The organism is Algoriphagus sp. CAU 1675 (assembly GCF_029222925.1).
GTDB lineage: Bacteria > Bacteroidota > Bacteroidia > Cytophagales > Cyclobacteriaceae > Algoriphagus.
In genome coordinates this window covers 135,171-147,852 of sequence record NZ_JARHUI010000003.1, presented here as the reverse complement: position 1 = coordinate 147,852, position 12,682 = coordinate 135,171, and the positions used below count along the sequence as shown (strand labels likewise).

General features: G+C 39.8%; 11 protein-coding genes. 7 read left to right on the top strand and 4 right to left on the bottom strand.

The features are described 5' to 3' along the window. Positions 1 to 44: 44 nt before the first annotated feature. Positions 45 to 602: a hypothetical protein gene (locus tag P2G54_RS07820; protein ID WP_275869878.1), complete on the bottom strand. Its 558-nt coding sequence runs from the start codon at positions 600 to 602 to the stop codon at positions 45 to 47. Positions 603 to 700: 98 nt separating this feature from the next. Between P2G54_RS07820 and P2G54_RS07815 the strand changes: the two genes are divergently transcribed. Then, the gene (locus P2G54_RS07815; protein WP_275869876.1) at positions 701 to 1,135 is read left to right on the top strand and encodes an ATP-binding protein; all 435 of its coding nucleotides are present in this window, start codon (positions 701 to 703) and stop codon (positions 1,133 to 1,135) included. Here P2G54_RS07815 and P2G54_RS07810 read toward each other — a convergent pair. Next, positions 1,124 to 1,489: a phage holin family protein gene (locus P2G54_RS07810; RefSeq protein WP_275869874.1), complete on the bottom strand. Its 366-nt coding sequence runs from the start codon at positions 1,487 to 1,489 to the stop codon at positions 1,124 to 1,126. The two genes, P2G54_RS07815 and P2G54_RS07810, sit on opposite strands and share 12 nt — an antisense overlap. A 145-nt stretch (positions 1,490 to 1,634) precedes the next feature. Between P2G54_RS07810 and P2G54_RS07805 the strand changes: the two genes are divergently transcribed. Further along, entirely contained in the window at positions 1,635 to 2,384 is a 750-nt protein-coding gene (locus P2G54_RS07805) for an acyl-CoA desaturase (RefSeq protein ID WP_275869872.1), read from the top strand. Positions 2,385 to 2,549: 165 nt separating this feature from the next. Next, positions 2,550 to 2,879 (top strand): BlaI/MecI/CopY family transcriptional regulator, encoded by a 330-nt coding sequence (locus P2G54_RS07800; protein ID WP_275869871.1) that lies wholly within the window; start codon positions 2,550 to 2,552, stop codon positions 2,877 to 2,879. Positions 2,880 to 2,942: 63 nt separating this feature from the next. Here P2G54_RS07800 and P2G54_RS07795 read toward each other — a convergent pair whose 3' ends face one another. Beyond that, positions 2,943 to 6,173: a S41 family peptidase gene (locus tag P2G54_RS07795; protein ID WP_275869870.1), complete on the bottom strand. Its 3,231-nt coding sequence runs from the start codon at positions 6,171 to 6,173 to the stop codon at positions 2,943 to 2,945. 173 nt (positions 6,174 to 6,346) lie between these two features. On the opposite strand from P2G54_RS07795, the gene tyrS reads away from it, so the two are divergent. Both tyrS and P2G54_RS07785 read left to right on the top strand, forming a co-directional pair. Then, positions 6,347 to 7,639: a tyrosine--tRNA ligase gene (tyrS, locus tag P2G54_RS07790; RefSeq protein ID WP_275869869.1), complete on the top strand. Its 1,293-nt coding sequence runs from the start codon at positions 6,347 to 6,349 to the stop codon at positions 7,637 to 7,639. A gap of 142 nt (positions 7,640 to 7,781) precedes the next feature. After that, positions 7,782 to 8,477 (top strand): TetR/AcrR family transcriptional regulator, encoded by a 696-nt coding sequence (locus P2G54_RS07785; RefSeq protein WP_275869868.1) that lies wholly within the window; start codon positions 7,782 to 7,784, stop codon positions 8,475 to 8,477. 41 nt (positions 8,478 to 8,518) lie between these two features. Here P2G54_RS07785 and P2G54_RS07780 read toward each other — a convergent pair whose 3' ends face one another. Next, positions 8,519 to 10,078 (bottom strand): peptide MFS transporter, encoded by a 1,560-nt coding sequence (locus P2G54_RS07780; protein ID WP_275869867.1) that lies wholly within the window; start codon positions 10,076 to 10,078, stop codon positions 8,519 to 8,521. 281 nt (positions 10,079 to 10,359) lie between these two features. On the opposite strand from P2G54_RS07780, the gene pckA reads away from it, so the two are divergent. Continuing rightward, complete coding sequence (pckA, locus tag P2G54_RS07775) at positions 10,360 to 11,961, top strand: phosphoenolpyruvate carboxykinase (ATP) (protein WP_275869866.1); 1,602 nt, start codon at positions 10,360 to 10,362, stop codon at positions 11,959 to 11,961. A gap of 243 nt (positions 11,962 to 12,204) precedes the next feature. Then, complete coding sequence (locus P2G54_RS07770) at positions 12,205 to 12,642, top strand: peptidylprolyl isomerase (RefSeq protein ID WP_275869865.1); 438 nt, start codon at positions 12,205 to 12,207, stop codon at positions 12,640 to 12,642. Positions 12,643 to 12,682: the final 40 nt, after the last annotated feature.

Here is a 12,682-nt window from a genome sequence, read left to right as displayed (position 1 = left end):
GTCTACTAACAAGCGCCTAAAGGTAAACTTCAATATTTTGTTTTTCAAACGTCTTCTTCCTCAGACTGGAAGGAATACATAGTCTCATCCAGAACTAAGGTATCATCATTGAATTCCTTAATAAACTTTACAATGACCTTTTCATCTATGGAGTCTACATTTAAAGCTGCATCCACACCGATTCCAAAATCGTGGTGCGTATCTATATCCACAAACTCCTGAACTTTTACGGTTTCCTCCTCCTCAATTTCCATTATAATTTCGGTAATAAACCAACCAACTTCCTCCTGCTCACTTGTTAATGGAAGCAAATTACCGTTTTCATCTTCTTCGTAATGAATTCCGTTGAAATTCGGGAACTTCTTTGCCGCTTCATGTTCCGCTAGTTCGTATACTTCACTGGAATGATGGAGCCTCAAAGTATAAAGAGCTGCATCATAGATCACTTCCTTTCCTTCATACATACCCAGAAAGTAAAAATTGACAAACTCATCTGAGTTCTCTTCATCAGGGATCACCTTGAAAGGCTTGCCAATTCTTGACAATTCATCTTTTAGTTTTTCGATTTCTTTTGGGTCGAAACCAGGATTTATAAATGGCATCTATTTAAAAATTTTAGATTTCTTCGTTAATATTTCGGGAATATAGATCATCCTCCCGAATTTGAAATGAAATATATTTTAAAATCTAAACGATAAAAATGAATTCAGCAAAAAATGAAGAAGATTTTATAAGGAAAATTCTTCAATCCAAAGAAGGTATCAGTCTGGATTTCAAGCAGAAAATAACTTCTAAACAAAAAATAGCACGGACTATTGCTTCTTTGGCCAACACCAAAGGCGGTATGTTAATTATAGGAGTTTCGGATAAAAAAAGAATAACTGGAATTGACCCTGCAGAAGAACGATATATGATTGAAAGTGCCAATGAAAATTACTGCAATCCCCATGCAGAACTAAAATTCGATGAAATTAAATGGATAGACCCATATCCCTCCCCTAATGAAGCCGAAGAGAAATATATTCTTTTGGTCTTTATATTTAAAAAGACTCCCGGACCAGTAAAAGCCCTAGACAGAAACGGAACCCCTCAGACATATATCCGCAAAGGAGATAAAACTATTTTAATTGTCTGAATTGAGCTTATTTCCAAAAAGACCGTTAACTATACTCAGTACCACTGAAAACAATAAGGCCCACCAAAAACCATCCACTTCAAATCCAGGAATGATTTCGTCTGCAAGCATGATTGCCAGAGCATTGATCACCAATAAGAAAAGCCCCAAAGTCAAAATAGTGAGTGGAAAAGTGAGAATAATCATAATGGGTTTAATGGTCAGATTGATCAGAATCAGCAGTCCAGCCAGCAGAAAACCTGTCAACCAACCTGAAACATGAACTCCCGGAAGAAAAAACTCTGCGATCAATACAGAAATTCCACCCAATATAATTTTGACCAAAAAAGAGGACCCTGTATTAGTAGTTTTCATAAATTTTTAAAGTCTAAATTTTGGTTGAGGACAATTGTTTCATGACATAAATCATCCCCTACAATTACCGGTCTTCAAATTCGTTGTTTCAGTATCTCAAGATACGCCTTATCTTTGTATTCATTATTAATAAACAAAATTACGAGTGATTATAATTATCTTCTTTCTACTGCATTGGTATTTCTCCCTGTTTTGCCAAAGCTTCTTCCTTCATAGATATTCAGCCCACCAGATGTTTGTGATGTCAAAATTCTGGGAACGCTTCTTCTACATCTTTACTTGGATCTGGCAAGGTAGCTCTTATCTTTCCCCACGAGCATATGCTATTTTACATAGAATGCATCACGCATACAGTGATACTCCAAAAGATCCCCATAGCCCACATCATACCGAAAATCTTTTCACTATGATGTGGAAAACAAAAAACATCTATAATGACTACTTTTCCTTCAAATTAAAGCCTGAAGAGAGATTCTCCAAAGACATTCCAGACTGGGGAAAATTTGATAAAATGGCCGACAATATGTTGGTTAGAGTCTCCTGGGGATTAATTTATATTTTGATATATGTGTTGTGTATTTCCGTATTTGAATTGCCAGGAACTCATTGGTGGATGTACTTCTTACTGCCTATACACTTTTTGATGGGCCCCGTTCACGGTGCTATCGTAAATTGGAGTGGACATAAGTACGGATATGCCAATTTTGACAACAATGACAAATCTAAAAACAGCTTGTTGTTGGATGTCCTGATGCTGGGCGAACTCTTTCAAAATAACCACCACAAATTACCCAACAGACCTAATTTCGCGGTGAAGTGGTATGAATTTGATCCGACCTACCCCATTGTCAAGTTGTTGCATGCAACAAAAATCATCAAACTGAAAACCAGTTAAATAAAAAAGAGCCTCGAAAAGGCTCTTTTTTTATTTCATTGAATTACAGAAGATTAAACAACATTGAAATTTATACTCCAACTAAATTCTAAAAGAATTCTAATTTTTTTTTGGATTTAAAGAACTAACATGATAATTTTCTATCAGTTTAAAACTTAACACATTATGAAACCATTAACCAGAGCAGAAGAGGAAATTATGCAAATCCTCTGGGATATCGAAAGAGGCTTCGTCAAAGATATCCTTTCACCCATGACGGAGCCCAAGCCTGCATACAACACCGTTTCCACCATTGTGAGAATTTTGGAAAGAAAAGGTTTTGTTAGTCACAAGTCTTATGGTAAAAGCCATGAGTATTTCCCAATCGTTTCAAAGGATGAATACAGAACATTCATCATCAAAAAAATGCTTGAGGGATATTTTGACAATTCATTTGCGAAGCTTACTCAGTTTTTCAAGAATGATGAGTCTTTGAATACCAAAGATTATCAATAACCACTAGTTGGATAATCAAGAAAGAAAAAGACCGGGATTTGACCCGGTCTTTTTCTTTTTATGCTAGTTCAACTCTTTCATCAATTCTTCTACTGCCTTTTCAAGTTGCTGATCCCTGCCTTTATCAATCATTCCAGGCATATTCTTCACTTCGAATTGCGGTCGGGTCTCATTGTTTTCCAACCATTCTCCAGCCATATTTTTCGCAGAAATAGGTACGGCTCCCCATCGGATTCCATTAGGTAGCCCTTCCCAACCGGCATAAGAACAGGTCCCCGGAGTTGGCATGCCTACAGTTTTTCCAATTTTCAAGTCAGTATATCCACAAGCGAAACAATGCCCATCTGAGTAATTGGCTTCATTGAACATAGCTAAGGTAGGTTTAGTCCATCTAGCTGTTGGTTCATAGCCTACCTCTTTTGCCTCAGTTGCATAGGTCAAAAAACGCTCTCCAGTAAAAAACATAGCCAAATCCGCAACCAGATCTCCTCCTCCATTGAATCTTGTATCCACGATCACTCCTTCCATGTCATGATATTTCCCCATCATTTCCTCAAAGACATTTCTGTATGGACCATCACTCATACCCGGAATATGAACATAGCCCAATTTTCCCCCACTGAGCTTTTCTACTTCAGCTTGGTTTTGCTTTACCCATCTTTTATAGAGAAGTCTATTTTCTTCAGTCAAGGATATAGGCTTTATGGTGACTTGTTTTCTGGTATTGGTTTTGGGGTCCATAACCTCAAGTAGGGTGAACTTTCCTTCCTTTCGGTTCAATAGTTTTGCAAAATCCAGGGATGGGTCAATTAGCTCTCCATCAATCTTTTCTATGATCATCCCACTTTTTATATCCAAATCGGCTTTGTCCAAAGGACCGCCAGATATAATCTCATCTATTTTCAATCCATTCCCCTGATATCCATAGTCCCAAAAAATCCCAAGGGAAGCAGTAGCATCAGCCAATGGAATACTTCGGGAATAGCGTGCTCCGGCATGAGAAACATTCAACTCCCCGATCATTTCGGAAAGCAGTTCAGAAAACTCATAGTTATTTCCAATATGTGGCAGGTATTTGGCATAATCGACCTTTATCCGATCCCAATCAATTCCGTGCATAGTTGGAGTGTAGAAAATACCTTTAGTCCGCAGCCAAACATGTTCAAATAAATGAGCCACTTCCGCCTCTCGATCAAAACTCATTTCTCCGGCAATTTTAATCGACTCACGCTTCATGGATTCTGGATTGATTTTAGAGATATTTCCATCACTTAGCAGAAACAGATTTTTCTGATCCTTATCCCAAGCCAATCTTCCAGAATTTGCATTTAAGCTTATCTCTTGTTTGGTTTCTTTGGTTCGAAGATTGGTACTCCAAAGGTTCAGGCCTTTTTCAAAGCGAGCCAGGTAATACAATTTTTCACCATCCTTGCTCAATACCGCATCACCAAGTAAACTAGAATGAATGGTCAATCTGGCTTTTCTATCTTCTATTCCATCCCAATCAAACTTGATAGGCTCGATTACTTTGTCCTTATCCTCCTTCTTTTCATCTTTTTTGCCCTCTTCTTTTTTGCCGGACTCCTCTATTTCCTTTAGAAGATCAAACTCCTCCTTAGTTAACCTGAACTTATCCCAAGCAGCCTTTTCAAAAAACAACATATAGACATCGTCTTCACTCCTTCCACTTGTAGCATAACTTTTTAGTCCGTCCCTATTGGAAAACCAAAGCATCTGTTTGCCTTGGTTTACCCAAACAGGTCTATCATCACTATAGCCACTTTGAGTGATCTTTCTCATTTTCTCCTTACCACTGGCATCCAACAACACCACTTCGGAATTGACCATGGTGGGTCGGTAAGTTGCCAATAGCCATTTGCTATCAGGACTCCAGGTAAAATATTGGTCACCATCACTCATATGAAACAATTCCTCTGGAGTCATAAGTGTAACGGTACTCTGGTCCGCAAGATTTAAAACCTTTAAAGTTCTCCTACCTTCTATATAAGCAAGTTTTTTACCATCCGGAGAAAACTTGGGAAGGTACACATCAGTCTCAAGACTCAACAGAGGTGTTTCTTCCAGCAATGTAGAGGCAAAGAAAAAGGGCTCTTCATCTCTGAGTTTTTTGGCCTGGAAAATCTTCCATTTACCCTCCCTTTCACTGGAATAAATCACAGATTTACCATCCGGAGCAAATTCAACGAATCGTTCTTGCTCTGGTGTGTTGGTGATTCTTTTGGTAAGAGAACCATCAACTGAAGTGACGAATACCTCTCCCCTAGCAATAAAAGCTATTTCCTTTCCATTTGGGGAAATGGACATTTCCCTTACCCCACCGTTGATTTCTATGAAGTTATCAGAATTGGCAATAGACTGGGTTCTTAAACTTATATCCAATTTTTTAGGGTCCTCTCCTTTTCTTAAGGTATAGAGTTCGCCATCATAGCCAAAAGACAACAGGCCGTCTTTAGAAATACTTAAAAAACGTACCGGAAATTTGTCATAATGAGTCAAGGCAGTGGTTTGACTCGGATCAGCCAATGAAAGAGAAAACACATTAAAACTTCCACTCGCTTCACTCAGGTAAAACACCTCAGATTCATCAGGAGAAAAAACAGGATTCCTGTCTTCCCCATAAAAAGAAGTCAACATCTTATGGCTATTGCTGGCTCTGTCAAAAATCCAGATATCTCTCGCTACCCCTGATTCATGGTGTTTCCTCCATTCATTTTCTCCGCCTTTTTTATCGTGATAGAGCATTTTACTCCCATCCGAATTCGAGAAGACATTTTCTGCCGGTATGGTCCACACCTGATCTACTCTCCCACCATTTGCAGGAACACTGTACAGCTCTGGCTGGTATCCTGTCGGATATTGCCTATGAGCAGCAATATCCATTCTTACAGCACCAAATATGACTTTATTTCCATCATTGGAAAATTCATAGGGAGACTCATCATTGCTGTGATATGTCAGGCGGGTAGCCGGGCCTCCCTCAGCTTCCATGATGAAAATATCGAAGTTTCCATACCTGTCTGATGCAAAGGCAATTTTACTTCCATCCGGACTCCAAATGGCCTTGTAGTCATGCGCTTCATGAAAAGTGATTTGTTTAGCATCCCCCCCTGTACTAGGCACGGTATAAAGGTCCCCTTTATAAGTAAAAACTATGGTTTTTCCGTCCGGAGAAATTGACGGGTACCGCATCCAATTGGGGGCACTTTGACCAAATCCATGCCCTGAAATCAATAAAAACAGAATCAGGGGGATTACTCGCATTTTTAATTTCATACTATTCCTGTTTGTTGCTGAAAGGTAAATATATTCCCAAAGTCCATTGGAAAGCAATAAACAGAAGGTTTCCATAGTTGGTAAATGGTAAATTAATAAGGAATCGCTTGTCTGATTTCTTCATTCCTGTACTTTGCTAGGCTATATTTGCGCCTCGAATTATTAATAAAACCATGAATTCATTTATAGCAGAATTACGCTGGAGAGGAATGCTCCAGGATATGACACCCGAAATAGAAGAACACCTTAACAAAGGAATGGCTTCGGCATATCTTGGATTTGATCCAACAGCCGATTCCCTACATATTGGACATTTGGTTGGCGTGATGACTTTGCTGCACTTCCAGCGTGCAGGCCATAAACCATTTGCTTTGGTGGGTGGAGCTACAGGAATGATCGGAGATCCTTCTTTCAAGTCTGCCGAACGTAATCTATTGGATAAGGCTACCCTGGATCACAACATCCAATGCATTAAAAACCAGCTTTCAAAATTCCTGGATTTCTCAGGGAGTACAACCAATAAAGCCGAATTGGTCAATAACTATGACTGGATGTCAAAATTTGGCTTCTTGGATTTTATTCGGGAAGTAGGAAAGCACATTACCGTCAATTACATGATGGCAAAGGATAGTGTGAAGCGACGACTTGAAGAAGGCAATGGACTTTCTTTTACGGAGTTTTCATACCAATTGATCCAAGGCTATGATTTCTACTACCTCTGGAAAAATAAAAACTGTACTGTTCAGTTGGGAGGCTCCGACCAATGGGGAAACATTGTAACAGGTACTGAACTGATCCGTCGAATGGGTGGAGGCAGTGCCTATGCATTGACTGTACCTTTGATAACCAAAGCTGATGGAAGCAAATTCGGTAAAACCGAAAGTGGATCGGTTTGGTTGGATCCGGAAAAAACTTCCCCTTATGCTTTTTATCAGTTTTGGCTGAATGTCTCAGATGAAGATGCTTCTAAGTACATCCGAATCTTCACTGTTTTGGATAAAGAAACCATAGAAGGTTTGGAAAAAGAACATGCAGAAGCTCCGCATCTTAGAAAGCTGCAGAGAGAATTAGCAAAAGAAGTGACCATCATGGTTCATAGTCTGTCAGATTATGAAATGGCCTTGAAGGCTTCCGAAATTTTATTTGGAAAATCTTCAACCGAAGATTTGGCTACTCTAGACGAACGCACCTTTCTACAAGTATTTGAGGGAGTTCCTCAGGTGAAAATCTCCAAAGGTGAATTCTCCAATATCAGCAATGTGCTGGATCTTTTCGGAGAAGCGACCCAAGGTGTTGTCTTTTCCTCAAAAGGAGAAGCAAGAAAAATGATCCAAGGTGGAGGAGTCAGTATCAACAAAGAGAAGATTTCTGACCCGAATTCAGAATTGAATTTCTCCCTGCTTCAAGACAAGTATCTACTGGTTCAAAAAGGAAAGAAAAATTACTTCATCGTTGAAGTGGTTTAAGTAGAATGAAATTCGAAAAAGAGGCTTCAGAGTAATTTGAAGCCTTTTTTTTTACAAAACAGTGATTTTAAAATAGACTTGAGTCTGTTTTTGACCCGAGTTTAATATCTTTGAAGGACTTTTAAAAAATTACCCAAATACCATGGCAGGAGAAAAAAATAAGGAAAAGCTCATACTGGATTCGGCGATTTCTCTTTTCACATCAAAAGGCTTTCAAGCGACAAGAATGGAGGATGTGGCCAAACAAGCTGGAATCAGTAAAGGTCTCAGTTATTTTTATTTCAAGAATAAGGAAGACCTATTCATGGCATTAACCAAAAAGGCCTTTGATCAATTCAAAGAAGAGTTCAGGGATATATACCGATCCAAAGGAAAGTCCGGTTTGGAAATGCTTTCTGAATTGGTTGTCAGGATTACTGAATTTGCGAGAAACAATCAGGTCCTTTACGATTCCATTATCAATTTTTTGGATCTGATGAAAAAGTACAATGATCCAGAAACCCGGAACTACATCAATCCCCTGATCCTGGAAAGTAATCATTTTCTTAAACTGCTGGAGATCCATCACGAACCTGCCAAAATCGGAATAATGATGGTCAGCCAAGGAATTAAAGACGGAAGTATCCGACCAGAATTACAGCCTGAGATTACCTTTTATACCATTTGGTCAATGATTATAGGCTATGAAAAAATGAGAGGACCTATTGGCTATGAAGGCAAGGAAATTAAAATCCATCAAGATAACTGGCAGCCAGGTTTCCTAAAACTCATGCAGGAAATGCTCAAAGGAACCATTCAGGCAAGTCGCCCGACAACCGTTCAGACAAGCTTATTCTAAAAAGAAAAAAGAGGCTCGAAAATGATTCGAGCCTCTTTTTTTTAGTGGACATTCCCCATCATCCTTCGGATCATTGGCCGGAGCAGGAAGAGTACCACAGCAGAACCGATAACTGTGTAGACGATCATCATATACTGATCCGGCATTTGGGCCAGAGCTTCCTCTGTTCCCCCACTGGCTTCACCGGCAATCAAACCGGCAAGAAGATTACCGAGAGACACAGAAAGGAACCAGATCCCCATCATTTGTCCACCATATCCTTTAGGAGCCAATTTGGTCACCAAACTCAATCCAACAGGCGAAAGGCTCAGCTCACCGAATGTATGGAACATATAGGTTAAAATCAGCCATGTTGGGGCGGCCAAATCTCCAGATGCGGCGATCTTGGCGGCGAAATACATTACGAAAAACCCAAGTCCCAGAAGAAGCAAACCAAAGGTAAATTTCAAAGGAGAGCTTGGTTCGAGATTTCTTCTACCCAACCAAACCCACAATCCTCCAAAAATTGGAGCAAATATGATAATGAACATGGAATTGATGGACTGGAAATAACCAGTAGGGATTTCAAATCCAAGAACGCTTCGGTCAGTAAATCTTTCTGCAAACAAATTCAAAGTCGAGCCTGCTTGCTCAAAGCCAGACCAGAACATGGCCGAGAAAAAGAAGAGAATAGCAATTACTCCTACCTTGTTTTTGTCGGATTTATTAAGTCCTCCAAACAGGATCACATACCCTAAGTAGCCAAATGCTACCAAGGCTATAATTGAACCGGATGCCCCTGCAATAGCAAACACATTAAAAGGAACAATACCAGTAAATAGAATAGCAACAAATACAGCTAATAGGATTCCAATCCAGGCAACCGTAGACTTGAGCTTTTTCCGCTGGGATATTTCTTTATCACCAACTGCTTCAGGAGCATCACCATAACCATCTAGCGTACTACCACTCAATTTGTATTGGATTAGGCCAAAAACCATCCCCAATCCTGCCAATCCAAAGCCAAGATGCCAGTCATATGCAGCAAGTGTAGAACAAGCTATGGGAGCAATCAAAGCACCCAAGTTGATCCCCATATAGAAAATAGAAAAGCCTGCATCCCTTTTTGAACTACCCGCAGGATAAAGCTGGCCGACAATCGAACTAATATTTGGCTTTAGGAGACCAGTCCCTAAAACAATCAGGATCAAGCCAAGAAAAAAGGAATTGGTATCCAAAGGAGTTAGAGAAGCCTTAGAAGCATAATCTGAACCGTAATTAAAGATCCCTGGTAATGCCATGGTAAAATGACCCAAGGCAATTATTATTCCTCCATACCAGACAGATTTTTTTAAACCAAAGAGTCTGTCAGCAAGCCAGCCTCCCGGCAACGCCAATAGATACACCCCCATGGTATATAAACCATAAATTGCTCCGGAGGTCTGGTCGTCAAAGCCGAGACCACCATCGGTGATTGCTGTGGTCATAAATAAGATGAGCAAAGCTCGCATTCCGTAATAGCTGAAACGTTCCCACATCTCTGTGAAAAACAATGTCATCAAGCCTTTCGGATGGCCGAAAATGGTTGGCCCTTCAAATTCAGGGTTATTTGGAGTTTCCAATAGATAGTTTGATTTGGGTTAATACGATTTTACAATGATAAACCAATTTCCTGTTTCTTTCCAAAGAGCTTTATGATGAAACTGCTTTACTTCCTTGGAGATGGCTCTTTTTTAAATCACCAATTTTGGTAAAATCTGAACCTAGAACTCAAATTCCAAATAATACCCTGTTTTTTCTTCGTAATCGATTGAATGAAGAAATTTTAAAGATTTTTCATTTTCAATTTGGTGCTTTTACTTAATTTTGATCAGACAATTTTCAGTTTGTAAACCCAATATTTATGCAGGATTTTGTTCTGGACAACCAGACCTCTCCTATGGCTTTTTCTGACTTGCAGACAAGTGGAAAAGTCTATCGCAATCTAGCCCCAGCCGAATTAGTCGAACATGCTTTAGCTAGAAATGAAGCAGTTCTTACTTCAACTGGGGCTTTGATGGCCGATACAGGAAAATTTACCGGAAGATCCCCTAAAGACCGTTACATCGTGCGAGATGAAAAAACCGCAAAAAGTGTCTGGTGGGGAGACATTAACATTCCTTTTGATGAAGACAAGTTTGACGGCTTGCTCGAAAAAATGAAGCATTTCCTGTCTGATAAAGACCTTTTTATTAGAGATGCTTATGCCGGTGCCGACTCCGATCACCGCCTGAACCTTCGGATCATTAATACCTGGGCTTGGCATAATTTATTCTGCAACAACATGTTTCTAAGACCTGACTCCAAGGAATTAGAAAGTTTCCAGCATGATTTCACTATTATTTGCGCTCCTGAATTTCAAGCTGACCCAGAAATAGATGGTACCAAAAATTCAAATTTTGCTATCCTAAATCTCAGCAAACGAATGATCCTGATTGGTGGAACCGGTTATGCCGGAGAAATGAAAAAAGGAATCTTTTCGGTTTTGAATTTCATCCTTCCTCATGAGAAAAATATCCTTTCCATGCACTGCTCTGCCAATGTGGGTAAAGATGAGGATACGGCCATATTTTTCGGGCTTTCCGGCACTGGGAAAACCACTCTTTCAGCAGATCCTAAAAGAAGGCTGATCGGAGATGACGAACATGCCTGGACTGAAAAAGGGGTTTTCAATTTCGAAGGGGGCTGTTACGCCAAGGTAATTGATCTAAGCAGAGAAAAAGAACCAGAAATCTGGGATGCCATCCGATTTGGGTCCATAGTTGAAAATACTCGATTCAAACCTGAAAGCAGGGAGGTGGACTTTTCGAACAAATCAGTAACCGAAAACACCCGAACGGCCTACCCGATCCATTTCATCCCAAATGTAATGGAGCCTTCAACAGGAGGCATTCCTAGAAATATTTTCTTTTTGACTGCGGATGCATTCGGAGTGATGCCTCCGATATCAAAACTGGACAAGAGCCAAGCCATGTACCATTTTATTTCCGGATATACTGCAAAAGTTGCAGGAACAGAAATGGGGGTTACTGAACCTAAGCTTACCTTTTCAGCATGTTTTGGGGCAGCATTTCTTCCCTTACACCCTACGGCCTACGCCACTTTATTTGGGGAGAAAATGGAGAAATACGACACCAATGTGTGGCTCATCAACACTGGATGGACAGGCGGTCCTTTTGGAAGAGGTTCAAGGATGAAACTGGTATATACCCGCGCGATGATTTCCGCTGCCCTAGAAGGTGCTCTGGATGATGTAGAATATCAAGAACATCCCGTTTTCGGATTCAAGGTTCCACAAAGCTGCCCAATTGTTCCCTCCGAGATTCTCAACGCAAGGAATACATGGGCGGATCCTGATGCTTATGATAAAAAGGCAAAAGAACTTGCCCAAGCCTTTATTGAAAACTTCGAACAGTTTAAGGAATTTGCTTCCGATGACTTATTGGCAGGAGCCCCAAGGATTTGATTTGGAGCTTATTAACTAAATTGAAAAGCCTGTTTTTAAGCAGGCTTTTTTGCACTCCTTTACTTTAAAGTCTTAATTTTTCCGGTTTTAAATTAATAAACTAATGAAATGCCTTTTATTAGTTTAAAATTTTATAAATAAATTTCAATAAAAACAATTTGAATTAAAGGATGGGAAATCCACCCCAACTCTTATTTTTGTCCGAGTTTAAAGAATAGAAGGAAAATATACCAATAGATTCGCATGAAAAGCGCAGAAATCATCACTGAAAAAGGAACCATGAAAGTGGAGTTTTATGAAAAAGATGCTCCAAAGACAGTCCAGAATTTTATTGACCTTGCAGAAAAAGGATTTTATGATGGACTCACTTTCCATCGGGTTATTCCAAATTTCGTGATCCAAGGCGGATGTCCAATCGGAAATGGCACCGGAGGACCAGGTTACAAAATTGACTGTGAACTGGATGGGGAATTTCAGTACCATGACCGCGGGGTTTTATCCATGGCCCATGCAGGAAGAAATACCGGAGGTTCCCAGTTTTTCATCTGCCATAGTAGGGATAATACCGCACATTTGGACAGAAGACACACCTGTTTTGGAAAAGTAACCGAAGGCTTGGATGTAATTGACGCCATAAGACAAGGTGACAAAATAGAAAAAATTGTAATCCATGAATCATAAAAAAATCCCCTCCTTGAGGGGATTTTTCATTTATATACGT